This window comes from Microcystis panniformis FACHB-1757, assembly GCF_001264245.1.
Classification (GTDB): domain Bacteria; phylum Cyanobacteriota; class Cyanobacteriia; order Cyanobacteriales; family Microcystaceae; genus Microcystis; species Microcystis panniformis.
On record NZ_CP011339.1, the window covers coordinates 4,879,614 to 4,905,068 of the forward strand.

A 25,455-nucleotide genomic window follows, 5' to 3' on the forward strand; every position below is an offset into this window, starting at 1 on the left:
TGGCTCATCAGGTTTTCAAGATTATTCCTATTTTTGATCAAGAGGTGTAAAAAAAAATGTCTAAGCATTCAATCAGTTTTGGAGGACAATTGGAAGATAATTGGCGGACTCTGTCAGAAGTCTTAGAAACTGCCACTAAACATAATAATCATGGAATTACTTATATTAAAAATGACGCAACTGAATATTTTCAGAGTTATCAAGACTTATATCAAGATGCTCTCGTTATTTTAAATGGACTGGAACAAAAAGGGATAAAATTAGGGCATAAAGTCATTCTACAAATTGCCAAAAATCAAGACTTTATTCCCGCACTATGGGCTTGTTTTTTAGGGGGAATTATTCCAGTTCCTTTGACCGTTGCTCCTAGCTATGATCTGGAAAATTCTGCCGTCAAAAAACTAGAGAATGTTTGGAAAATTTTAGACAATCCTTTGATATTATCCGACAGTGAGCTAATTACTGAAATTGAAAAATTAGGAACTTCCTCTCATCTAGAAGGGTGGCAAGTTATCTCAGTTAATGAACTCAGAAAAGCCCCCTCTAAAGTCCATCAATTGCCGATTCTTGATCCACAAGCTCCAGCCTTATTACTCTTTACTTCGGGTAGTACCGGTATGCCCAAGGGAGTAATATTAACTCATCATAATATTCTGTCCATGACTGCTGGTACAGTGGCGATGAACCACTTTACCCAACAAGAAGTTACCCTTAATTGGATGCCTTTGGATCATGTAGGAGCTATCGTATTTTTAGGAATTATGGCGGTAGATTTGGCTTGTGATCAAATTCATGTTCCCATGGAATTAGTCCTACGCCAACCCCTGCAATGGTTAGAACTCATTCAAAAGCATCAAGTAAGCATTTCTTGGTCTCCTAACTTTGCATTTTCCTTAATTAATCAACAGGCCGAAGAACTTAAGCACGTCTCTTATAACCTCTCCTCAATGAAATTTTTAGTGAATGCTGGCGAGCAAGTTTCAGTAAAAACTATTCGCCTATTCTTAGAAATTCTCGAAAAACATCAACTACGGGAGAGAGCGATTAAACCAGCTTTTGGCATGACTGAATCCTGTTCTGGGATTACTTGGTCAGCCGGTTTAAGTAAAAATGAACTCACCGAAGAAAATAGTTTTGTCTCTCTAGGAAAGCCGATTCCTGGAGCAACTATCCGGATAGTCGATCAGGAAAATAATCCTTTACCTGAAAGAGAAATTGGAAAGCTTCAAATTCAAGGTAATTCTGTTACTAAAGGATATTACAATAATACTGAACTCAACCAGGAAGTTTTTCAAGAAGGGTGGTTTACTACGGGAGATTTGGGGTATTTATTTAAGGGCGAACTCTTTATTACTGGGCGAGAAAAACAAGAAATTATAATTAATGGTGTTAATTACTTTGCCCATGAACTTGAAACAACAATCGAAGAATTAGAAGGGGTTAAAGTATCTTATACAGCCGCCTTTGCCGTCTTTGATCAAAGTCGAGAAACTGACTTATTAATTATTACTTTTAGCCCAGAATCTGAGCAATTTGAACAGGGGATAAAAGTTGTTAGAAAAATTCGCAGTCATGTAACCCAAAAATTCGGGATTGCTCCAGCTTATGTCATTCCAATAGACAGAAATTTAGTTCCTAAAACCTCTATTGGCAAAGTTCAAAAATCTAAATTAAAAAAGGATTTTGAACAGGGATTATTTAGCAGCCGTATCCAAGAAATAGATCAATATTTAGCAAAAGAGCGTCAGAAAAATCAAACCTTACCTCAATCAGAAAATGAACGTCAAATAGCAGCAGTTTGGAGTGAAGTTTTACAGTTAACCTCAGTTGGTTTAGAGGATAACTTCTTTGAACTAGGGGGACATTCTATACACTTAATCCGAGTTCAAAATGAACTTGAAAAACTTTTTAACCGTCAGCTATCCCTTGCTGAAATGTTTAAAAATCCTACCGTTGCCACCCTAGCCCGTTTCTTAAGCGAAGAATCAAATACTAATCAAGTTATAGCACAAAAAAGCCGTCAACGTGCCGAAAATCGGAGCCGTCGCCATAATCAAACCCATGACATTGCAATTATTGGTATGGCGGGGCAATTCCCAGGGGCTAAAAATTTAACAACCTTTTGGGAAAATTTAAAAAATGGAATCGAAACTATCTCTTTCTTTTCTGAAGAAGAATTACAAGAATCGGGAGTGTCTCCAGAACTCTCGAATCAGCCTAATTATGTTAGAGCTAGACCAATTCTCGAGCAAGTTGAATACTTTGACAGCGAATTTTTTGGCTATACAGATAGAGAGGCAGAATTACTAGACCCTCAGCAACGTTTACTGCTTGAATGTAGTTGGGAATGTTTAGAAAACGCCGGTTATAATCCTAATACTTATCAAGGATCAATTGGTATATTTGCTGGCGCAAGTATGAACACCTATTTGATAAATAATTGTTATCCTAATCGGGGTAAATTAGATAGTAATGACGAGTTACAACCCTTCACACTAGATTCAATGGGAGGGTTTCAAACAATGGTAGCTAATGACAAAGACTATTTAACAACGCGAATTTCTTATAAACTCAACTTACATGGTCCGAGCGTTAATGTTCAAACCGCTTGTTCTACTGGATTAGTTGTAGTTCATCTCGCTTGTCAGAGTCTCATCAGTGGAGAAAGTGATATGGCTTTAGCTGGAGCTGCTTCAATTAATTCTCCTCAAAAAATTGGTTATTTATATCAAGAAGGACTGATTATGTCTCCTGATGGCCATTGTCGCGCCTTTGATGCTGAAGCAAAAGGGACTATTTTTGGCAGTGGAGTAGGAGTAATTATGCTCAAAAGATTGTCAGATGCTTTAGCCGATCATGACCATATTTATGCAGTTATTAAAGGCTCTGCTATTAATAATGATGGTGGCCAAAAATTAGGATTTACTGCCCCCGGTGGAGAGGGTCAAATTGCTGCCGCTACGGAGGCCTTAGCCTTTGCTGGTGTTGATGCTAATACAATTAGTTTTGTGGAAGCTCATGGCACAGGAACCCCCCTTGGAGATCCCATAGAAGTTGATGCTTTAGCTAAAGTTTATCAGGGGGCAAATGAGGGAGAATGTGTTTTAGGTTCAGTAAAAACCAATATCGGACATATGCAGATTGCTTCTGGTATTGCTGGTTTAATGAAAGCGACTTTGTCCCTCAAATATAAGATTATTCCACCTACATTACATTTCCAAAATCCTAACCCTCAAATTAATTTTTCTCAGACTCCTTTTTATATTAATAATGAAGCTATTTCTTGGACTACTAAGCAAGACAAGGACGAAAAATTACCCCGACGGGCAGGGGTAAACTCTTTAGGTATTGGCGGGGTTAATGCTCATGTTATTCTAGAAGAAGCTCCTCCCATTATTCCTCAAGACAATCAGAGCAAACGTCCCTATCATTTGCTCACCCTTTCCGCTCGAACCGAACCAGCTTTAAAAGAGTTAGTAAGTCGCTACATAGACTTTTTAGAAAGTCAACCTGAAAAGGATATGTCTGATGTAGTATTTACGGCAAATACAGGCCGAGTTCATTTCTCAAATCGGTTAGCCTTAACTGGCTATAAAAACAGTGATTTTATTGAACAATTACGTCAGTTCAAGCAACTAGATTATCAGTCAACTATTCATGGTATAGTTGATGAAAAAAGACCGCCTAAAATTGCCTTTTTATTTACAGGACAAGGTTCTCAATATGCAGGGATGGCTCATCAACTCTATCAGACTCAACCCACCTTTAGAAAAACTTTAGATGCAGGGGAAAAATACTATCAAAAACTAACGGGTAAATCCCTACTAAACGTCGTATTTGCCGATACAGATGACCCCTTAAACCAAACCGCTTATACCCAACCGGCACTATTTCTGATTGAAGTTGCTCTCGCTCAATTATGGCATTCTTGGGGAATTCAACCAGCCGCTATTTTAGGCCATAGTTTAGGAGAATATTCAGCTGCTTGTTTTGCTGGTGTTTTTGATCTTGAAAGTGGCTTAAAACTGGTCAGCCATCGAGGCAACTTGATGGGGCAATTACCCCAAAATCAAGGGGAAATGGCCGCTATTTTTCTCGATAAAAACTCAGTTATTGAGCATTGCCAAAGTCAGGGAATAAAAATCGCTATTGCTGCCATTAACGCAGAACAACATACCGTTATTTCTGGAGAAAAAAACGTAATTCAAAAACTCTGTAACCATTTTACTAATTCCGGGGTTAAAGTTCGTCAACTTAAAGTTTCTCATGCTTTTCACTCCCCTTTAGTAGAACCAATGGTTGCAGAATTTAAAACGATTCTTCAAGAGATTTCTTTCAGTCAACCTCAAATTTCTCTGGTCTCTAACCTAACAGGAGAAATTGCTGATGACAGCATTATGACTCCTCAGTATTGGCTTCAACATTTACTAAATACGGTACAATTTCATCAAGGGGCTTTATTCCTACAATCTCTCGGATGTGATACCTTTATTGAAATTGGACCTCAACCTATTCTCTCAGGAATTGTTCAATCATCCCTATCTTCATCTGAACCTCTAACTCTACCCAGTTTACGCTCAGGATTTTCTGATTGGCAAGTTTTATTAGAAAGTCTGGGCAAACTTTATGTTCGCGGTGCAAAGATAGACTGGTTTAGTTTTGATCAAGACTATCATCCTAGACGATGTGCTTTACCTACTTATCCCTTTCAAAAACGTCAACACTGGATTCCTTTAAAAACCCCATCTGCAACTGTTCCACAGGAATCTAATCTAGTCAAAATGTTATCTGAAAAGGACAAAAATACTTTGCTGCAAACCCTCTTAGAAACAGGTCATTATTCTGAAGATGAAAAACCAACAATATCCGCCATTGTTCAACAGTTGATTAAACTGTATTATCAAGAAAAAGAGGACTTTGATTTTGCCAAATTACTTTATCAAGTAGCTTGGCTTCCCTGGGATTTAGCTAACGGTAAGCTAGAAAATCTGACCAGCCTTAAAACGGATTTAGAGGTTTACTTAGAACCCCAATTACAATCCTCAGAATTGATGGGAGTTTCTCGCGCTTTTTCTGAAATGGAAAAACTGGCGGCTGACTTTGTTGTTAAAGCTCTGAAAGATTTAGAACTCTTTCAAATGAATACCTTTCTTGATCCCGATCAAAGTTTTATTCAAGCTGGACTCAAACAAGAATATAAATCTTTCTGGAATTATGTTCTAGAAATATTAGCGAAAGTCGGCATTTTAGAAAAGCAAAATACCCGATGGAAAATTGTTAAAGAACCTGAACAATCTAATCCTGATTTAGCGGTAGAAGATTTAATCAATCATTATCCTAATGCTCAAATAGAACTCAATCTATTTCGACAAGTTGCCACAAATTTAGCGGCCATTATTACGGGAAAAATATCTCCTTTATCTATCCTATTTTCTCAAGATGGACAAGGAGGAGCCAGCGAATTTTATAAAAATACATCTTCGGCAAAAATTCTCAATCTGGGTATCTCTAAAACCGTTGAACTTCTCCTCTCAAGTTATGCTCCCTCAGCCTCCCTCCGCATTCTCGAAATTGGTGCGGGAACTGGAGCTACAACCCAACAGGTTCTTAAAGCTTGTAACTCTCGTCAAATTACCTACACATTCACTGATGTTTCCCCCTTCTTTCTAGAGAAAGCTAGAGATAATTTGGCTGAATTTTCTGGACTAGAATACAAAGTTCTCGATATTGAAAAAGATCCGAAATTACAAGGGTTTTGCTGTCATTCTTATGACTTGATTATCGCAGCTAATGTCTTACACTCTACCGCCAATTTACAAGAGGAAACCTTGCCTCATATTCAAAGTTTACTACGTCCAGGCGGTCATTTATTACTGTTAGAATTAACTCAGCAATCTTCCTGGATTGATTTAATCTTTGGTGTGACTCAAGGTTGGTGGCGTTTTAGCGATTATCATTTGCGCCCAAATCATCCTATAATTACAGCATCGACTTGGGAATCTATTCTGCTTAAATCGGGGTTTTCTCAGGTGGAATTTGTTTCTCCTGATCAAAAAATAGGTAGTGTTTTATTTCAGCAAAGTATTATTCTGGCTCAAAGTTCAGAAATCCCCCCTAACCTCGCTAAAAACTGGCTAATTTTTACCGAGGTTGACCCAGAACAAGATACTTTTCCATTAGGGATTCAAGAGCAACTACTGAAAAAGTGTGATTCCTGTCGGATAATTTATCAAGGGCAGAAAAATACACAAATATCATCTTCTGAGTCTTGTTTGAATGCTAATCAACTACAACAATTAGAGGAATGGTTTGCGTCAAATCCATCTCCAGATCGGATTATTTATCTTTTGAATAGTGATGGCAAAGATCAACCAGAATCCATTTTATTGAATCGCTGTAACTATCTTTTAAATCTTCTCAAAGCTATTCAAAAAATCCCTAATCCCCCTCAATTATTCCTTGTCACTCAGGGAGCCCAACCCTTTGAATTAGAACAGCCTTCTTTAGGGTTTCAGTCTCCTCTTTGGGCAATGGGGCGTGTTATTGCCCTAGAAAATCCGCAATTATGGGGAGGTATGCTGGATCTTGATCCCGACGTTGATATTACTCAAAATATTACCGCATTACTATTAGGATTAACTCATGCTCACGATGAGGATCATTTGGTCTTCCGCAAAGGTCAAGGCTATGTTGCTCGTCTGCTTCCTCTCAAGTCTCTAGAGACAACAACCGTTAAGATTCAACCTGAGGCTACCTACCTAATTACGGGAGGAATAGGACATCTAGGCTTAGAATTGGCGGAACATTTAGTCAATTTAGGAGCAAAACATCTCATTTTAACGACACGCCGCTCATTACCGGCTCGCTTCCTGTGGGATTCAGCAACCGAATTAGCCCAAATATCAGAAAAAATCAGAAAATTAGAGGAAAAAGGAGCATCAATCGAAGTTATTTCGGCAGACGTTGGCAATTTTGAGGCTATGCAGGCCATATTTACCCAGATTGAAAAAACCGCTTATCCCTTGCGTGGCATTTTCCATCTTGCCGGAATCTCAGGCCGACAAGCTCAATTAAAAGACTGTACTTTGCAGGATCTCGAAGCAGTTTTTCAGGCAAAAGTTAAGGGTTCTTGGAATTTACATCAACTATCTTTGGGTAGTCAATTAGACTATTTTGTGCTGTTTTCTTCGGCGGGTGCAATTTGGGGGGCAAAAGAACAAGGCTTATATGATACTGTTAGTCATTGGCTGGATGCTTTGGCTCATTTCCGTCATCTTCAAGGGCTACCTGCAACGACTTTAAATTGGGCATTATTGGCGGGTCATGGTATAGTATCTCAAGACTATGAGGACTGGCTCAAACAGATTGGGATCAGGGAAATTGCTCCAGATCTGGCCTTGAGAGTGATGGATGCTATTATGGCTTCTAATCAAACACAGGTTTTAATCGCCGATGTGGATTGGGTTCGTTTCAAAAATATCTATCAATTTAAAGGTGAAAAACCACTCCTAAAAAATTTAGGACTCTCAGAAATTCCCATTAAGTCTGTTCAAGAATCAGACTCTGTACTGCATCTTTTAGAGGAGATGCCTTTCGGAGAACGTCGGGAATATTTGTTAGAATATGTTAGCAAACAAGTCAGAATGATTTTAGGGATTAAATCTATGCCAGATACAGAACAAGGATTGATAGAAATGGGAATTGATTCCCTATCCTCTATTGAATTGAAAAATCGTTTAGAGAAAAGATTAGAAGTTCTCTTACCCACTTCTTTAGTCTTTGATTTCCCTAATATTAGACGCTTAGTTGATTATCTGCTTGACCGCATTTTCGGTGAAAAAGTTCAAAAAACAGCCGAGAAAAAGATGATTAACTTCACTGAAGTTCAGCAGGAGATTAGTGAGGATTTAATCTTACAAGAACTTACTGATTTAGAGGCTTTTTTAGGAGATTAAATAATCCTAATCCTTGAAGTTAGAAAGCTTGAAATTAAAAAAAATTCAAGGCATTTCTTAAAAAAGTTAACCTATATTAAAACTATGCAAACTACATTTTTTCAACAAGAAACCGTAAAAAGCTCTCATCAATTTTTTGACAATCTGAAATTGATTGCCGGTCCTTACTGGTATCCAACTGATCCTAAAGAAGGAAGAAAATTTTCCGAGGTAATAAGTTCATGGGGAATGCTGTTTCTCCTCCTTTTAGTAATTGTTGGACTGGTTGCCTCTAATGCAGTTAATAGCTTCGTTAATCGCTATTTGGTTGATGTTATTATTCAAGATAAAAATGCCTCTAAGTTTCTGACAATTTTATTATTCTATGGCTTAGGATTACTTTTAATTACCCTGTTTACTGCATTTTCTAAATTTGTTAAAAAAAGAATTATTCTGGATTGGTATGAATGGCTAAATCAGCAGGTTGTTACCCAATATTTGAGCCATCGCGCTTATTACAAAATTAATTTTAGATCCGATGTGGATAATCCGGATCAAAGGATAGCCCAAGAAATAGAACCCATTGCTAGAAATGCTGTTAATTTTGGAGCTATTTTATTAGAAAAAGTCTTAGAAATGACTACTTTTTTAGTAATTCTTTTCTCAATTTCTCGACTAGCCGCCTTGATTTTAGTGGCTTATACAATTGTCGGCAACCTAATTGCTGTTTATTTAAGTCGAGAATTAGATAAGATTAGTCAAGAAGAATTGGAATCCAAAGCTAATTACACCTACACTTTAACTCATGTTCGGAATCATGCTGAATCTATTGCCTTTTTTCAAGGCGAAAATCAAGAGTTGAAAATCATTCAACGTCGATTTAATAATCTCGTCAGAAATTCTCTCAGTAAGATTGATTGGGAGAGAAATCAAGACATTTTTAGTCGAGGTTATCGCTCAGTTATTCAAATATTTCCCTTTGTCGTCTTTGCTCCAGCCTATATTCGGGGGGAAATTGATTTCGGACAAGTTAATCAGGCTATTATTGCTTGCAGTATGTTTGCTAATGGTTTTTCTGAGTTAATCCTTGAATTTGGTTCTTTGGGCAGATTTTCCAGTTATGTTGAGCGTCTATCTGAATTTTCGTCGGCCTTAGAAGAAATGCGCCAACAACCCAAGGATGCTAGTACCATTAAAACCCTTGAACAAAATCAGATCAAGTTTGAGGATGTTACTTTACAAACACCGGATTATGAAAAGGTAATTGTTCAACATTTATCACTATCTATCGAACCAGGCGAAGGTTTATTAATTGTCGGACCGAGTGGACGAGGTAAAAGTTCTCTATTAAGAGCTATTGCTGGCTTATGGAATGCAGGAACTGGTTGTTTAAAACGACCTCCCTTAGAACAATTTCTCTTTTTACCTCAACGTCCTTATATTATTTTAGGAACTCTCAGAGAACAGTTACTTTATCCTAAAACAACCCGTGAAATGACCGATGGAGAACTTGAATCCGTTTTACAACAAGTTAATCTTCAAAATATAGCCACAAAAGTTCATGGCTTTGATGCGGAAGTTCCTTGGGAAAATATATTATCTTTAGGAGAACAACAACGCCTTGCTTTTGCCCGATTGTTAGTAACCCATCCCCGCTATGTAATCTTAGATGAAGCCACAAGTGCCTTAGATTTGAACAACGAACAAACCTTATATCAGCAGTTACAAAAAGCACAGACAACTTTTATTAGCGTAGGACATAGAGAAAGTTTATTTAAGTATCATCAATGGGTGTTAGAACTTTTAGAGGATTCTAGTTGGCGACTTCTTTCCATAGATGATTATCGATCCTCAAAATCTTTGTAACTGTTTCATTGCCAAAACTCAATTTAGGAAAAATTACGATGACTACTACTTCACCAAAAACTCTGACTATGGATATTCAAAAACCCAGGGTTCTTTTAATCGGAAAAATGTATGATGAAGCGGGGCAAAAACTTCTTGAAGAATCTACTAATATAGAGATTTTGTCCAACCCTACACCGGAGGAAATTAATGAGGCCATTCAAGAAGTATCTGGCGTATTTGTGCGTTATCCTAATAAGTTAGAGGCTTCATCAATCCGATTAGCAAAACACTTAAAAGTAATTAGTACCTCTGGATTTGGCACAGATTCTATTGATATTATGGCAGCAACAGAACAGGGGGTTATCGTTGTTAATAATCCCGGAATGTCAACTACAGCTGTAGCAGAACACACCTTATCTATGATTTTAGCCCTTGCTAAAAAGCTCCCTTTTTTAGATCATTGTGTGAAAAAGGGTAACTATTTAATTCGCAATCAGATGCAACCGATTCAACTCGAAAACAAGACCCTTGGTATTGTAGGTTTAGGAAGAATTGGTACTCTGGTGGCTCACAAATGTAACCTAGCACTGGGGATGAGAGTATTAGCTTATGATCCCTATGTTCCAGCCAGCAAAGCGGAGACAGTAGGAGCAACTTTGTTCAAAGATTTAGATGTTCTTCTGGCTGAATCGGACTTTGTTTCTTTGCATACTGAACTAACAAGTGAAACGCGGGAAATGTTTAATATCTCAGTTTTTAAAAAGATGAAACCAACAGCTTTTTTAATTAATACCTCCCGGGGAAAAGTCGTTTGTGAAAAGGATTTAGGGATCGCCCTTAATCAAAAATTGATAGCTGGATGCGCCCTCGATGTCTTTGAACCAGAACCGCCGGCTTTAGATAATCCTTTATATAATTTTGAGAATGTCATTCTCTCACCTCATTTAGCCGGAGTAACCCCTGAAGCGAGTCTAGCGGCTGCTGTTTCGGCGGCGAATCAAATATTACAAGTGCTTCGGGGAGAGAAGCCTCCTTATATGATTAATCCGGAGGTGTGGAATCTTTTTTAAAGCATCTAGAGAATCTCAGGGATTCGGTTAATTAAAAATGGCAATATTTCTGCAAAATCCTTAGGAGGATAATAATTTGGAAAACATCGGCAAAATTCCCCTCAAAGATGAATGGCGTAATCGCTGGGCAACCATCAAACAATTTATCCTTAATCCAGCTCGAGAAATGGCGTTTTTGCAAGATCAGTTTCAAGTTTCTGAACTGTATACTAATATAGCGAAACGCGATCCTCATCTTCATGATCCTAATTTTCCCCAATGGCTTAATTTTGGTTATTGGAAAGAAGAAACAACTTATAACGGAGCTTGTGCCGCTTTAGCGCGTAAATTAGCCGAAGTAGCCGAACTTAAAGCCGGAGATCACCTTTTGGATGTGGGTTTCGGTTTTGCTGAACAGGATTTACTCTGGGTAAGAGAAAACAATGTTGGCTCAATTATCGGTCTAAATACAACCGAGTTACAAGTAGAAATTGCTCAAGAAAGAGTAGCTAAAGCAGGGTTATCGGACAGGATAAAACTTCAAGTAGGCTCGGCTACTCAAATACCTTTTCCTGAGAATTCTTTTGATAAGTTGACCGCTTTAGAATGTGCTTTTCATTTTGACACTCGTGAGGATTTTTTTGCGGAAGCTTTTCGAGTTTTGCAGCCCGGTGGAAGGTTGGCTATAGCGGATTGTTTGCCTAGAGTGGGTCGAGAAATTAACTTCTGGCTGCGGGTTAATAGTAAGAAAATGTGTATTCCCTTTCCTAATCAATACGACCGACATATTTATGTAGAAAAACTCAAAAAGCATGGATTTGTTAATATCCAAGCTTTATCTATTAGTGAATATGTTTGGCCGGCAATGGTTCATTATTTTGCCCAGATTAGCCAAGGAATTAGTAAGCATGATTTAGTTATCGATCTCCAGAAAGATAACCCAGGACTCGAAGCTTGGTCAAGAAATCGGGGTTGGTTTATGGCGTTTGATGATTATCTTTTGTTTTCGGCAGAAAAGCCTAAATTAAACTGAGTTCGGTTTAAGCAGATTGATGTAAAACCCAGTCCATAGATAGGGGGGACTTCTTGTTAGCGATCGCCTATTAATCAAGGAGTTGAGAATCTAGAATTGGCCAAGGTTTTCTAACAGTCTCTTCTATAGCGTTATCCCGAACGCAGGTTAAGCTAGAAATAGCTAGTCACACCCCAGATGTAGGGCTGATTCATTCTCTCTTATGTCATTCTCTCAACTCCTTATCTGGTAACGTTTTTAGTCGATTTCTCGGAAATACATAGCTGAAAATTTGTCAAAACGTCGTGCTTTGTAGGTTGATTCATGAATCAACCTACTATGAGAGCAAAAACCGGTACTCCCCTGCTCCCTAACTTACCTCGTAAGCGATTAAAGGTAGCAAAAAAAAGAAGTAGATTCGGAGAATGAATTAGCCCTAGTATTAAGGAGGGATCGACACCCCCCTTATCAAGGGGGATTAAGGGGGTATCGACACCAAAATCTATCTTCAATTTAATTATAACCAGCTACTTACAATCCAGTGCTTGGGATAGGTTAAAAACAAATCCCACGGTTCCGATTAAGTCAGAATTACTGACGAATTTGTACCGGCATCACCAAATAGGTCATCTTTAAACCTCCCAAGGGGGTAAAAATAACCGGTTGGGTACTAGCATTTAACTGCATTTGGATATCATTATTAGGTAAAGCCTTCAAACCGTCCATCAAATATTTAACATTAAAGGCAATATCGCCACTTTCTCCCTGAATTTCCGCCGCCATGGACTCTTTGGCACTACCTAAATCGGGAGATTCCACCGCTAGGGATAAACGGTCATTTTCGCTATCGAGGCTAAACTTGACTAAATTATTCTTTTGGTCCGATAAAACCGCCACTAATTCCAAACAACGGATTAATTGTTTGCGGTCTAAAAATTAGGAATTAGCAGATAGAGTTACACTTTGTCGCCGCGAAGTATTTTGAATATATCAGTGACAATTCTGTTTCTAATTTCCTTTAAAGAACCTGATTTGACAGAATTTTTCGGACTTTCCAAGTAACTTTTAACCCCTTTAAATTGTTGTTCTAGATGACCACTATAGCGATTTTGTCCCAAAGAATAATCAGGATTATTCGATCTTATAATAGTTTGAGCATCGTGTAAATCATTCAAAAGATAGGCGACCTCTGGCCAATAGCTACTATATTTTTCGTAGTTATACAAAAGGAGAATTACTCGACAGGTTGCTGCAAAAATTTTCCCTTTAGCGGTAAACTGAGTTAACCGGTGAGGATATAAGCCTCTAATTTGAAAATCTTCGGGCATTTTTTGATCTTTATTTGGCTTTTGCTCGGTAAATATTCGCTGAAGATAGGTTTTTTCTCCTCTTTTTTCATCCACTGTTCCCTCAGATGCAATTGCCGCTCCTAAAGTAAACCTTTTCATCGCCATACGAATACGTTCTTCTAATCCTTCTTCCTGATTATCTTTACAAAGTTCCACCAGTCCCAACCCAAATAAAAGAAGACTAGCGTGAATACCAAATAAATAAACTTTATTATCTGAATTTGAGTCAAGGTAAGTTAATGCTGACATGGGTAGCTGTATAATTTTTTCTTGAGATTGACTAGATTTAAGTTTAAGTATTTCTTGATAAAACTCGTCTAAGTGGCTGCTGCCCTTTCCGATTTCAATAATTGGGGGGATAGTTTGCACATAAATATCATTGTATTTTTCATAAACTATATTTGATATAACAAACTCTGTCTGTTTACCACTATAATTTTTTATCTGTTGATAAGATTTTCTGCCTCGCTCTCCATAACAATCAAGAGCATTTTTAATTAAACGTTCGGCCCATTCTAGACAATTTTGGCGGCTAAATTTTTCCGTTAATCGATTGGTGTCTCCGACATAAGCAGTGATTAAATAAGACCAAATTTGATACACTGTCCAGTAAGCATAGTAATTAGCATCACCGTCTCTAGCCGCATAAATACGAGCTTTTTCTAAGAGACGAAGAGGTTCAATTAATAAATGAGTTTTGGGATTGGGTAATTGAGCAATGTAAGGGAAAAAGATATAAATTTTAGCGCGGTGAGAATAGATACGAGATAGATAATAGAAAAAAGGATGAGCATTAGTTTGAGAGTATTCACCAATGATTGCGTATTCTTTCAAATATTCCTGCAAATATTCTTCAGCAGTGTTCAAACATTCTTCAGCTTTACGAATTGCAGAACCCCTTTCTTGATGGTCACGTTCCTCATCTTCAAGGTCTGTATAAAAATGATAATCAAATAGACAGATATAGTAGAGACTAACTAATAGTTTATCGTCTAGTCGTCCCTTTTCGATATGGGGTTTAATAACCTCAAGATATTTTTGGGCAATACGATAGAGACCCTCTTGAAGATATACTTGAATAATTGCCAAATGTGCTTCATAGGCCACCATACTCCAAGCTTGATTATTATTAACTTCCTTGAAATTTCTCTCATCCCAATTGCGATATTTATCCTTAAACAGCTTTTTTTCTAAATAATCTTGCATAGCCCTGAGAGAGAAAGGGTAGAATTTTATCCATTTTTCTGCTTTTTCTAGTATATATTTTTCCTCAATTCTCTGACAAAGTTGTTGTAGATATTGCTGATAATCAATTCCAGTTTTTTCAATGGCTCTCAGTCGAGCGTGAAGGGCAGACTTAGCGGCAGATTCTAGAAGATCGAATCCATAAAATTCTCCTGTTGCTAATTCTTGATCGGCGACAATTTGATTATAATTAATTTCACCTTCTAGAGATTTTTTCACATCTTCCTGTTTGCATAACTTAACCAGAGAATAAGACCAAACAGCACTATTCCTTGTATTGCCAATCACTTTATCTTCACTGACTATTTTTTGGGTGACAGGCAGATAGCCTTGCTTTTTCAAAATATCTATCCCCTCAAACAAAAATCGATTAATTGCGGTGGTAATATGAGCGATAGGACTGCCCACACCTACCACTTCTTCACAAAATTCTAATCGACTGTTTGATTCTTCTTGCTTGAAAAATTGGCTGATTTCTTTTTCTTCTAAGGTTGGTTTTGGTTTCCAGTTCTCTGGGGGATAGACATAAAAATACACTCGCACCCTATAAGCTATCTGTTTTTCTAATCCTTGAGCATAATACTCATTTTCGTCTTCAGGATCATCGAGAAAATCGGTATTGATTAAACCTGTTTTGCCTCGGTATAATTTTAGGGGCAGAGGTTTGACCTTCTCAATTTCTAAATAGTCGATATAAACGGGAAATTTGTCCCCTAATAAATTATTTTTGATAATTGAATTGCTCAGACTTTCCAAAAAGAGATTCGATATGGAATCGCTAGTTAAATTATTCTTAACAAAATCTGGACATTGCCCGACAACAGTTTTAATTTGTCTGAGTCCAGCTTGAAATTCTGTCCGGCTCACTTCTCTTAAAATCTTATCAACCAAATCCTTGATAATTTCCTGCTCCGAGCCTGTTGATAAATGCTGATAATATTTTTTTAATCGGGGTTGAATATACTCTATAATCTGATTAACTAAAGATTCATCTAGATTTTGATTATCATTTCGATCAAGAGATTTTAGGTAACTGTGTTGTTGTTTTTGGGAACTGTATAGATTAATGGCCTGTTTATAAAAGCTAACAACGTCTAGGGAATCCGGCTGTATTTCATCGGTAATGATCTCTTTTAACTGCTCAAGTAAACCAGCTTCGGGATGAACAAGTAATTTCAATTTATCTCTTTCATCCAGAGATAACTGTGCATATTTTTTGAGAACTCGTTGTTTTTCTTGTTGGGTAAACTTATTGATCATTTTCTGGGCTAAACTATCCTTATTTTTGGCTGACTCTCCTTGCCAATAAGCCTCCAGTGAGCTAAGAATAGTAACTAATTTCCCCAAGCTTAAACTGGGTACCCGCTCCTCGCGTTCCTTTTCTTGGTAACGCTCTCCCATCACCGAACGCAGCACTCGCCGGACAAAAATGCGATTTTGTCCCCATTGTTTGGCTATTTTGTACTCATTCGGTTTGGGATTATCCTCACTAATGTCCAAATCGGTCAAATTGTTGAGGAGATGCAAATACACCGCAGCATCTCTTTGTCGGTCTTCATCGCTTTGTCTTTGATTTTCTGTGTCCAGATCGCTCATAGGTTTAGATGTTACTCTGATGATTTAGCCCTAGATGCCCGTTTTGATCAATTCAATAGTTATGTTCATATAATACAGGCTAATCTGGGGGATGTGCATAAAAAATCTGCATTAATTTTTGTAAACCTTGTGAAAATTATCAGTAATTGGTTTGTTAGCCTTTGTAGTGAAACCCTGTAGATGTAGGAAAGAGGTTGCTGATGACGGAAGAGACCGATAGGGTATCCATCACTGAACTGGTGAGGGCGGCTTTTTATATGTGCATTTTCTACGCTAATACATGAAGAGTATGTACATCTTGACCATTGTTCAGTTTTTTGACAACATAGTTGGACGAGGTGATATATTTTATACCGTTTTTGTAACACTTTGTAACACCTTTGCTCAGACCAAACTAGATTTGGTTGAATTTGCACTTAATGTATGAAGGGTAGATGTTGCGGAAAATAATTCAATGGATTATCTTTGGGGTTGTATTAGCAATTGTTCCACTTGTAGTAGCACTTTTAATTAGAGCTACTCGGGGACAATCCACTGAACTTGTTGATTTGTTGAGAAACGGTGAACTGCTTCTCGTAACGGCCGGTATTGTGGGTGCTGCTATTGGGGATCTTTTAGGAGGCAATAGAACTCAACCTATCTTTGAGCTATTCTCTGGAGGTGCGTGCGTTTTAATCTTGGTTGTTTCTTCCATATTATATGCCGATGTTTCCGCTGCTCATGCGTCCCAACAACCAGTGAATATTGCTGTAATTGAAAGATCTTCACTATGGCTATTTTCTGGGGGTGTTGTTTCGAGTTTCTTCTGTGTCGTTTTTTCGGAGCTATAGTTTTATGGAGACGATCGCAATAGTAACATCCTTATTATACTTTAGACGTTCATAATCTGAGATTTATTAAACTTCTGAAATCGTAGAGTCAGCAAGGAATCCAGTTCTTTTTTATGTTTCAGATGGGCATCATTCAGACATTCATAAATAGCTGAAGAAAAGTCAGAAAAGTTCTCATAATATTTACCATATAAACATTTCTTTTTGACAAATTTCCACAGCCTTTCAATTAAATTTAGATTAGGTGAATAAGACGGCAGATAGAGCAGCTCTATTGACAAAGAAAGAGCCAATTCTTCAACAATTTTACATTTTTGATAGCGGGCATTATCTAAGACTAGAGTGATGGGAATCATTAGTCCTAAAGCAGCTATTTTTTCAAGGAGTTCACAGACTTGAGTTGCCGTAATATAAGTGTCATTCGTAACCAGAATAACTTCATGAGTTATTGCATTTAATGCTCCTAAAACATTGAAGCGTTTACGCCCGCTCGGTGACTTAACAAAAAGTCTCTCAAAACACCAAACAAAACCGAGAAATGCTCCCATGACGAAGTGAGCGGCATCAACAAAAAAAACAGCCCTTTTTCCTTCTTTTGCCTCATTTAGTCTGGGTTCTAGCTTTTTTTCTTTGTAGTCCTCTTGTTCATCTGGGTCAGCTTTAGAAGGAAGAGAACCTACTTTTAAACATTTCATTCCCATTGATTTTAAAAATTTTCTCACTTGGGTAGGACTTCGTTTTATTCCCGTCAATTCTTCTATCCTATATACAGCTTCATTTATTGTGGCTGGTGGATTTTTCTCGAAGTATTTTTTGAGGGTTTCTTTTTGAAACTCTAATTCACTTTTAGGGCGATAGAAGTTGATTTCTTTTAATTTTTCTATTCCGCCTTCTTGATAATCGCGAAGATAGGTTAATAAGGTATTTGGCGAGATCCCTGCTAACTGACAAATTTTTTGGTGCGGTATCTTTTGGCTTTTTAACCAGAGAACTTCCATCTTCAGTTGAACCCGGGGATGGGGATGATGAAATCTTTCATAATACAGTGAGTTCTTTTCTTCTTCCGTGAATTCTAGGTTAATCATGTTTTTAATGAGTGCTTTGCTTCTAATTATGACTCTTAAACTATATTATTGTCCTTGAGTAAAAAATGCAAGTTGTAGCCGTGCAAAGTATAGCTATTTGCAGTTCAGCGATTTCCTTAATTGCAAAATATAGATTCCAGAGGCGAGAACGAAATAATCCAAAAATGCTCAATAAAAAGTCAGCAGAAGGGCAGCGGCAGCAACAATTGAGGCAAATGGAAGAGAAAATAGAGTTAATGCGCTCATTTTCTAGTTCTCAAAGTGGTGACATGAGTGAGTATAAAAAACTCGCGCTCGACATAAGCGATTCTGCTTCTCGAATTGTAGATGAGTTAGAATCAGAGAAGTTTTAGCAACACAATTCCTAACCCGTAGTAATCTGCACCCAACAAGTTGTTGAGGAGATGCAAATACACCGCAGCATCTCTTTGTCGGTCTTCATCGCTTTGTCTTTGATTTTCTGTGTCCAGATCGTTCATGGGTCGAGGTAAATAATATGTTTAGATCATACCAGCTAATCTAGAGTAAGTGAGCATAAAAGACCTATATTAATTTTTGTAAAAATTATCGGCGAGTATCAGGAATTGTCTGGACTACTTATGCAGCCAACCCTGTAGGTCACTGGAATAGGGTTCTGCTAATCCATAGAGAAACTATATTACAATTGTGATGTAAAAAGTGTCTTGTCGTTGATGCGTGTACATTTTGTAACGGATTAAGCGTTTTTGCGGTACATATTGCATCTAATCGATTTTTTGATTACATTGATGGTAGTTCCCTAGTTCCCTTAATTTTACCTCGTTTTTGTAACACTTTGTAACACCTTTGCAGTGATTGTAAAATGCCAAAACAGTTAGAAAAGAAAAAAACAACTGAATTAGAAGATATAGCCATTAAGTTGTCCGGCTCAGACTCGCCCGGTGGCGCAGGAGAGGAGCTTCGCAGCTTCACTGGCTCTCAGCCCAAAAGCCTTCAGCCCAAACCCGAGCCGAGGAACACTCAGCAAGTCCGATTGTCCACGGGTTTGCTGGTTGAATTTGAACGTGTAGATAAGTATCAATCGAAATTTACTCAAGCATTCAAATTCAAATATCGCCTCCGATACCAAGGTATCCCTTTATACGGCTCCTCGATCATTGTTGATTTAGACGAAGACAATAAATTTTTGTTTGCAAACTCGTCTGAAGTTGCTCAAGATGAAGCTGTAAAAAAAGGATTTCCTGACAAAAATCCGAAAGTTCCTGAAGAAGATTTAAAAGATTCGATCTACAAATATTGTCTTAAGAAGGGTGAGCCTATTTCCCCAGAAGCCCTAGAGCATTGTGATGTTAATCCCCAGCTTTACTATTATTTCAAACACTTTTCTAATGGCTCCAGTCACAAGCTAGGTGAGTGGAGACTTGTTTATGTTACGAACATTAAAGTTATGGCTCCAACCAGTGGCGGAAAATCTGTTGGAACATCACTGGAATTAACTGATTATGTGATAGATGCCCACACAGGGGAGATAATGCTCGAACTCTCAAATTTGAGAACCTTCTGCTAAAAGGGTTCTGTCCATAACCTACTGCCAAACTGTCTATCGTTTGGAGATATTTACCCAAATATCTCTAACTGTTGGGCTGGTTTTGGTGAGCTTTTTTTGCATTATTCAAATATAACTCACTTTTTAACAGGAAATAAGTAAGCAGGTGTTAAAAACTTTCAGACACCACCCTTATCAAGGGGGGATTAAGGGGGGATCGACACCAAAATCCATCTTCAATTTAATTATAATCAGCTACTTACATGGGTATTTTATCCATTTTTTGTGGCTTTGCTTTGCCTAAATTCTGGCAATTTTGCCATCTTGACACATTGGGCGACTTTCTAACAAGATTAATTACTTAACCACTGACTGGAACTTATGAATTTATCGGGGGCAAAAACTTATGTTCTGCACAGAATGCCATGGCGCACCATATAATGGCAACTTCGGGCTTTCACGAACTTATAATTTGAGATATGAGAATTATTCCTCTAAGATCACTCTCACTGACCACCGATTAGTCGATGATCCTTGTCACGATTTTTGCCAACAAGCTCGCGATAATGTTGAAACCGTTGCCCAGTTTATCGATGATAACTTCAACAAACCACTAGATAGATATGAAGCTATCATTAATGTTGGCAGAATAAATGGTTCCTATGAGCCTGCTGGATGGGGACGTAAAACTAGACGGGCTTTATTTGGACAAAGAGAAATTAATGGTAGAAACCTTTCCTATGGAACCGATATCACAGTAGTAGCGCATGAATTTTGTCATGGTTTAATTCAGCAAATTGAGGAAGGAGATAATGAGTTTACAGAAAAAAAAGCACTTGAAGAATCTTTTTGTGATATATTTGCGGTTTTAGTGCGTAACTATCATAGGGATGATGGTTGTTATCGGAATAATCCTCATAATTGGCTGTGGGATGTGGGAGAAAACTTTCAAGAAGGAACTGGATCCCTGAGACGATTAGATACATTACTTTCTTTAAGGTTTACAGATGCAGGGTCTGTCTATGGACAAATTGATTGGAATACTGCCAAGAATTATCACGAACTTTCCTTGATTCATAGTCATGCTTTTTATCGATTGATGACAATTCATAACACTGTCATCAATGGACAGCCTCTTTTTAATGGCGAATTTGCTCTTAAGCTATTCCGTGAAGTTGTAGAAGATATTTCCACGCTCGATAGTTTCTCTGAGAGTCGTAGAGTATTTAAAGAAAGAGCCAAAAAATCACTTAAAGCTTCTCCTCGCCAATTAGATGCTATTTCCCAAGCATTTACTGATGTGGGAATGTGGGAATTGAGTAAATATTAGCTAACTAAATTGACTATTAAGCAATCGCTTGGCACTTTTTTAATGTCAGTTTTAAAAAGCCATTTAACCAAGGGATTACCATTTTGTTCCAAGCGGGCAGTTAAATTTAACTTAGTCCTCACCAATTGCATATTATTAGGGACTTTGACAATCATGTGCATAAATTTACTTCCTTGAACTCCTTTTCCCTGTGCTTTTCGATATTCCCAATCAGCCTTATATTCCCCAACTCCTGTGGCTATAATTGTTGGTTGTAATTCGGGGTATTCTAGGGCAAAATCTGTTCCTCCTAAACTTGCCTGAGCTTCCTTAAACTTAATATTGGGGGACAGACTAACTTTACAGTTACGCTTGATTTCCTGATTGATTTCCAACGGATATAGATCAAAAGCAATAGCCCGGTTTTGTTGATTATCGGGCAGTAAATCAACAGAAAATTTAGCTTGAGTAATTTGAAATTTATCTTCTCCACTATTACGAAGAGAACAGGCAAAACGGACTAAAAAAAATTGTGCCTCATTGTGTTTTATCTGCAACCAAGAGGGAATTGCACCAGAATAAAGTTCAGCTAATAGCCAAACTTCTGGTTGTCCGATGCTAACAATTGGTACATAGCTGGGCCGTGAGGGAGGTGAGATAAATCTAAAATTTTCTTCCGCAATTTGTTCGTTGTCCAATTCTAGTGGCCCTTGCCAAAGAATATGCTGAATTGTTTCAGGAGTAGATAATAACATATCAATTCAATCCGTGAAGTTGTTCAATGATCAACAGTATATCGCCAAAATAGAGAAAATAAACCCAATCCTTTGGCGAGAAAATAGGATTGAGTTAACAGGATCAAAAATGGGATAGGTTAAAAACAGATCCCACGGTTCCGATTAAGTCAGAATTACTGACGAATTTGTACCGGCATCACCAAATAGGTCATCTTTAAACCTCCCAAGGGGGTAAAAATAACCGGTTGGGTACTAGCATTTAACTGCATTTGGATATCATTATTGGGTAAAGCCTTCAAACCGTCCATCAAATATTTAACATTAAAGGCAATATCGCCACTTTCTCCCTGAATTTCCGCCGCCATGGACTCTTTGGCGCTACCTAAATCAGGAGATTCCACCGCTAGGGATAAACGGTCATTTTCGCTATCGAGGCTAAACTTGACTAAGTTATTCTTTTGGTCCGATAAAACCGCCACTAATTCCAAACAACGGATTAACTGTTTGCGGTCTAAAACCAAAGAACGCTCGAAGGATTTAGGAATTAACTGATTATAAGTGGGATAGGCCCCTTCTAACTTACGACTGGTTAACCTCTGTTCCCCCATTTCAAAGATGACTTGAGAATCATCCACATGCAGAGTAATAGTCTCGATATTTTGTTTTGTTGACATCATTCTTTCCAATTCTCGCAGGGCCCGGGCCGGAATGGTGACATTAAAGCCACCAGAGGCACTTTCCACCTCCTCTAGGGGAGTTTGTACCACCGCTAAACGATGACCGTCTGTAGCGGCAAATTCTAGACAATCGACGGTTTTAGTTAAATGCACCCCCGTCAACACCTGTTTAGTTTCATCGCCACTAGCGGCAAACAATGCACCTTTTAGTCCCTCTGTCAAGGCAACTACAGGTAAATTAACAATTTCCCCATCGGCCACCGTGGGCAATTCTGGGAACTCATCGGCTTTCATGCCGCGAATTTGGAACTGTGCCGAGGCAGTTTTCAGGAAAGCGAGACTATGCTCCTCATCATTCTCGTTTTCTTCCACAGAGATAGTGATTTCCCCCTCTCCCAAACGAGAGACAATATCGTTAAGCAATTTTGCCGGCAGGGTAATTTTGCCCCCTTCCACCACCTCGGCCCGAAAACTGGTGCGAATCCCTAAACTCAAATCAAAAGCAGTCAGGCTAATTTCGCCCTTTTCCTCATCGGCACAAAAGAGAACATTTCCCAACACCGGATGGGTAGGACGACTGGCAACGGCCCGACTAACTAGGGATAAATTGCTGTTGAGTTCGCTTTGACTACTGGTAAATTTCATAGCAGGAATAGTTTTTTTGTACGCTAAGAAATAATAGCAAGAATTCCCCTGTGGAAAATCTGTGGAAAACCGGAGCTTTTTTCGATCGCTCTTTCTGGGCTAAAATCTATCAATAGCAATAACTTCGCCCATTGCTAGGTTTTTACTGCAATTCTGAAAAGATTGTGGAAAAATTGTCAAAAGTGAAATTTTTGCCCTTTCTCAGCCAATTACATCAGCTGTTAACCATCAAGCTATAAGTCAAGAAGAGCGAGACTTGAGCCGACCAGCGCTCTTCCTAGGGAAAAATTGCGTCAAATGTAGGCCAGTGATCTTTAAAATGGAACAAGCAGCAGGAAGTTAACAAAACAAAGCTCCGGGCATTCCCCGAAACCGATAGACTCAAATAGACAAGGAGACAGGATTGGTTAGCACATCTTCGTATCAAACAACAAAATCGAAAGAAATCTTTACAGCCGCTCAAAAATTAATGCCGGGGGGTGTAAGTTCCCCCGTGCGGGCCTTTAAATCCGTCGGTGGTCAACCCATCGTTTTTGAAAGCGTCAAAGGGGCCTATATTCGCGACGTGGACGGTAACGAATACATCGACTATGTGGGAACTTGGGGGCCGGCTATCTGTGGTCATGCCCATCCCGAAGTGATTGCCGCCCTGCACCAGGCCCTAGATAAAGGGACCAGTTTCGGCGCTCCCTGTGTCCAAGAAAATATTCTCGCTGAAATGGTGATTGATGCTGTTCCCAGCATTGAAATGGTGCGTTTTGTCAATTCCGGCACCGAAGCCTGTATGTCCGTCCTGCGCTTAATGCGGGCTTTTACTGGCCGGGATAAAATCATCAAATTCGAGGGCTGTTACCACGGTCATGCCGATATGTTCCTGGTTAAAGCCGGCTCTGGTGTAGCCACCCTGGGTTTACCCGACTCGCCGGGGGTTCCCAAAACCACCACTAACAACACTTTAACCGCCCCCTACAATGACCTGGAAGCGGTAAAAGCCCTCTTTGTCGAAAATCCCGACTCGATTGCCGGGGTGATTTTAGAACCAGTGGTGGGTAATGCCGGCTTTATCGTGCCGGATGCTGGCTTTTTAGAAGGATTGCGGGAATTAACCAAGGAATACGGGGCCCTATTAATGTTTGATGAGGTAATGACCGGATTCCGCATCGCCTACGGTGGCGCTCAGGAAAAATTCGGCATCACCCCCGATTTAACCACCCTCGGCAAAGTTATCGGCGGTGGGCTGCCGGTGGGGGCCTACGGCGGTCGGGCTGATATTATGGCGATGGTGGCTCCGGCCGGCCCGATGTACCAAGCGGGAACCTTATCCGGCAACCCTTTGGCCATGACGGCGGGAATTAAAACCCTCGAGTTACTCCAGCGCCCCGGCACCTACCAATATCTCGATAAAGTGACTAAATCCTTAACTGAAGGGCTGCTGAAAGTGGCTAGAGATGCTGGTCACAGCGTTTCTGGAGGTTATATTAGCGCCATGTTCGGAATGTTTTTCACTGGCTCCCCCGTACATAACTATGAAGATGCCAAAAAGGCCGATGTGGCTAAATTCGGTCGTTTTCACCGGGGAATGTTGGAAAGAGGCGTTTATCTAGCTCCTTCCCAGTTTGAAGCTGGTTTTACTTCTTTAGCTCACACAGAGGCCGATATCGAACGGACTTTGGCCGCCGCTAAGGAGGTTTTAGCAAGTTTATAGTTAATGCCGCTTCGACTGGGAAAATTGATTGATAGAGTCCCAAGATTGATGAGTTGACATTTCCCCGCTTGCAAAAGACGGGGATTCTCCGGGGAAATTTGCGGAGAAACCCCGAACAATCGAGGGATTATTCTCCCCAGCACTGTCAAACCTATCAGTCTAACCACAGGCCGACCCTTTTTAGTCAACCAGATGGAGGAGACCATGAGCAAGCGGTATCTAACTTGACAAAAATTACCTCGGTTTTTATAATCCTGAAACCGTTAACAAAATTGAGCGATAAATAGCCCAGCAAAAAATCAAGAAAAACAGCAAAAAAACGTAGTTCCCCCCTTGACAAATAGCCAAAACTAGGCATTAGTTAAATTTAATGATTTTTTAATAAAAACCGCCTTCTATCACCAGAAAAAGCGATCGGTAGATTTTTATCGGAGTAATGTAATCATCTTTACAACTATCGGGGATCAAAGGATGTTAGGGTGAAGGAGCGATGACAAACCCACTTTAAGATCACCCCAATTGCTATGGCACAGATTCTCGATCCCCTCCCCAACGGCAAGAAAAATAGTATTCTTTGTTGTTATGTCAATGCGACCAGTCATATTCAAATTGTTCGCATCACCAATATTGCTAACTGGTATTTTGAAAGGGTGGTTTTCCCGGGGCAGCGTTTAGTATTTGAGACCCTAGCCGATGCTTTCTTAGAGATTCATACGGGGATGATGGCCAGTGCCATCCTTTCCGATAATATCCCCTGTGAACGCCTTTATATCAGCGATGGGGATGACGATGACTCCGATGGTCAACTAGAGGGGGAAATATTCTACCCCCATTCCCTAGAGGAAAGTCAAGGGGCGAAAATTGACAATACCGTACCCTTCGGTTTAAGTTTAGCTTCCGCCTAGCTAA

The 25,455-nt window shown here is 39.0% G+C and carries 15 protein-coding genes and 1 pseudogene; 10 read left to right on the top strand and 6 right to left on the bottom strand.

The features are described from left to right. The first annotated feature begins 56 nt into the window (after positions 1 to 56). From VL20_RS22905 to VL20_RS22920, 4 genes are all read left to right on the top strand, one after another. Positions 57 to 7,955 (top strand): type I polyketide synthase, encoded by a 7,899-nt coding sequence (locus VL20_RS22905; RefSeq protein WP_052277923.1) that lies wholly within the window; start codon positions 57 to 59, stop codon positions 7,953 to 7,955. Positions 7,956 to 8,039: 84 nt separating this feature from the next. Next, positions 8,040 to 9,800, top strand: a complete 1,761-nt coding sequence (locus VL20_RS22910) for an ABC transporter ATP-binding protein/permease (protein WP_052277924.1) — start codon at positions 8,040 to 8,042, stop codon at positions 9,798 to 9,800. Positions 9,801 to 9,808: 8 nt separating this feature from the next. Then, positions 9,809 to 10,852, top strand: coding sequence for a hydroxyacid dehydrogenase (locus VL20_RS22915; RefSeq protein WP_284525897.1), 1,044 nt, complete (start codon positions 9,809 to 9,811; stop codon positions 10,850 to 10,852). A gap of 76 nt (positions 10,853 to 10,928) precedes the next feature. Beyond that, positions 10,929 to 11,864, top strand: coding sequence for a class I SAM-dependent methyltransferase (locus VL20_RS22920; RefSeq protein WP_052277926.1), 936 nt, complete (start codon positions 10,929 to 10,931; stop codon positions 11,862 to 11,864). A 570-nt stretch (positions 11,865 to 12,434) separates the two neighbouring features. On the opposite strand, the pseudogene VL20_RS22925 reads toward VL20_RS22920, so the two are convergent. Together VL20_RS22925 and VL20_RS22930 are read right to left on the bottom strand one after the other, a co-directional pair. Next, positions 12,435 to 12,776 (bottom strand): annotated as a pseudogene (locus VL20_RS22925) (DNA polymerase III subunit beta); the annotation flags it as partial. Positions 12,777 to 12,799: 23 nt separating this feature from the next. Continuing rightward, positions 12,800 to 16,033 carry a HypX (modular protein) gene (locus VL20_RS22930; protein WP_052277928.1) on the bottom strand — a complete coding sequence of 1,078 codons (3,234 nt, stop codon included), beginning with the start codon at positions 16,031 to 16,033 and terminating at the stop codon, positions 12,800 to 12,802. Positions 16,034 to 16,467: 434 nt separating this feature from the next. On the opposite strand from VL20_RS22930, the gene VL20_RS22935 reads away from it, so the two are divergent. After that, on the top strand, positions 16,468 to 16,863 hold the full coding sequence (locus VL20_RS22935; RefSeq protein WP_052277929.1) for a hypothetical protein: 396 nt from the start codon (positions 16,468 to 16,470) through the stop codon (positions 16,861 to 16,863). 41 nt (positions 16,864 to 16,904) lie between these two features. Here VL20_RS22935 and VL20_RS22940 read toward each other — a convergent pair whose 3' ends face one another. After that, complete coding sequence (locus tag VL20_RS22940; protein ID WP_052277930.1) at positions 16,905 to 17,948, bottom strand: IS630 family transposase; 1,044 nt, start codon at positions 17,946 to 17,948, stop codon at positions 16,905 to 16,907. Positions 17,949 to 18,013: 65 nt separating this feature from the next. On the opposite strand from VL20_RS22940, the gene VL20_RS22945 reads away from it, so the two are divergent. Beyond that, positions 18,014 to 18,301 carry a hypothetical protein gene (locus VL20_RS22945; RefSeq protein WP_052277931.1) on the top strand — a complete coding sequence of 96 codons (288 nt, stop codon included), beginning with the start codon at positions 18,014 to 18,016 and terminating at the stop codon, positions 18,299 to 18,301. Here the strand turns inward: VL20_RS22945 and VL20_RS31915 are convergent. Beyond that, positions 18,287 to 18,427 (bottom strand): hypothetical protein, encoded by a 141-nt coding sequence (locus VL20_RS31915; RefSeq protein ID WP_167341564.1) that lies wholly within the window; start codon positions 18,425 to 18,427, stop codon positions 18,287 to 18,289. The genes VL20_RS22945 and VL20_RS31915 overlap by 15 nt on opposite strands. 362 nt (positions 18,428 to 18,789) lie before the next feature. Here VL20_RS31915 and VL20_RS22950 point away from each other — a divergent pair, with 362 nt between their 5' ends. Then, on the top strand, positions 18,790 to 19,494 hold the full coding sequence (locus tag VL20_RS22950) for a hypothetical protein (protein WP_052277932.1): 705 nt from the start codon (positions 18,790 to 18,792) through the stop codon (positions 19,492 to 19,494). A 385-nt stretch (positions 19,495 to 19,879) separates the two neighbouring features. Continuing rightward, a complete protein-coding gene (locus VL20_RS22955; protein ID WP_052277933.1) occupies positions 19,880 to 20,803 on the top strand; it encodes a M4 family metallopeptidase in 924 nt (307 codons plus the stop codon). Here the strand turns inward: VL20_RS22955 and VL20_RS22960 are convergent. Together VL20_RS22960 and dnaN are read right to left on the bottom strand one after the other, a co-directional pair. Continuing rightward, positions 20,800 to 21,537, bottom strand: a complete 738-nt coding sequence (locus tag VL20_RS22960; RefSeq protein ID WP_052277934.1) for a hypothetical protein — start codon at positions 21,535 to 21,537, stop codon at positions 20,800 to 20,802. The genes VL20_RS22955 and VL20_RS22960 overlap by 4 nt on opposite strands. A 155-nt stretch (positions 21,538 to 21,692) precedes the next feature. Further along, positions 21,693 to 22,841, bottom strand: coding sequence for a DNA polymerase III subunit beta (gene dnaN, locus VL20_RS22965; RefSeq protein ID WP_002761694.1), 1,149 nt, complete (start codon positions 22,839 to 22,841; stop codon positions 21,693 to 21,695). Between the two features lie 403 nt (positions 22,842 to 23,244). Here dnaN and hemL point away from each other — a divergent pair, with 403 nt between their 5' ends. After that, on the top strand, positions 23,245 to 24,546 hold the full coding sequence (gene hemL / locus VL20_RS22970; RefSeq protein WP_002748251.1) for a glutamate-1-semialdehyde 2,1-aminomutase: 1,302 nt from the start codon (positions 23,245 to 23,247) through the stop codon (positions 24,544 to 24,546). Between the two features lie 524 nt (positions 24,547 to 25,070). After that, the gene (locus tag VL20_RS22975; RefSeq protein WP_002761692.1) at positions 25,071 to 25,451 is read left to right on the top strand and encodes a DUF1830 domain-containing protein; all 381 of its coding nucleotides are present in this window, start codon (positions 25,071 to 25,073) and stop codon (positions 25,449 to 25,451) included. Positions 25,452 to 25,455: the final 4 nt, after the last annotated feature.

Coding starts and splice junctions, on each gene's coding strand:
- VL20_RS22905 (WP_052277923.1), top strand. CDS start 57: ATGTCTAAGCATTCAATCAGTTTTGGAGGACAATTGGAAGATAATTGG.
- VL20_RS22910 (WP_052277924.1), top strand. CDS start 8,040: ATGCAAACTACATTTTTTCAACAAGAAACCGTAAAAAGCTCTCATCAA.
- VL20_RS22930 (WP_052277928.1), bottom strand. CDS start 16,033: ATGAGCGATCTGGACACAGAAAATCAAAGACAAAGCGATGAAGACCGA.
- VL20_RS22935 (WP_052277929.1), top strand. CDS start 16,468: ATGTTGCGGAAAATAATTCAATGGATTATCTTTGGGGTTGTATTAGCA.
- VL20_RS22940 (WP_052277930.1), bottom strand. CDS start 17,948: ATGATTAACCTAGAATTCACGGAAGAAGAAAAGAACTCACTGTATTAT.
- VL20_RS22945 (WP_052277931.1), top strand. CDS start 18,014: ATGCAAGTTGTAGCCGTGCAAAGTATAGCTATTTGCAGTTCAGCGATT.
- VL20_RS31915 (WP_167341564.1), bottom strand. CDS start 18,427: ATGAACGATCTGGACACAGAAAATCAAAGACAAAGCGATGAAGACCGA.
- VL20_RS22950 (WP_052277932.1), top strand. CDS start 18,790: ATGCCAAAACAGTTAGAAAAGAAAAAAACAACTGAATTAGAAGATATA.
- VL20_RS22955 (WP_052277933.1), top strand. CDS start 19,880: ATGTTCTGCACAGAATGCCATGGCGCACCATATAATGGCAACTTCGGG.
- VL20_RS22960 (WP_052277934.1), bottom strand. CDS start 21,537: ATGTTATTATCTACTCCTGAAACAATTCAGCATATTCTTTGGCAAGGG.
- dnaN (WP_002761694.1), bottom strand. CDS start 22,841: ATGAAATTTACCAGTAGTCAAAGCGAACTCAACAGCAATTTATCCCTA.
- VL20_RS22975 (WP_002761692.1), top strand. CDS start 25,071: ATGGCACAGATTCTCGATCCCCTCCCCAACGGCAAGAAAAATAGTATT.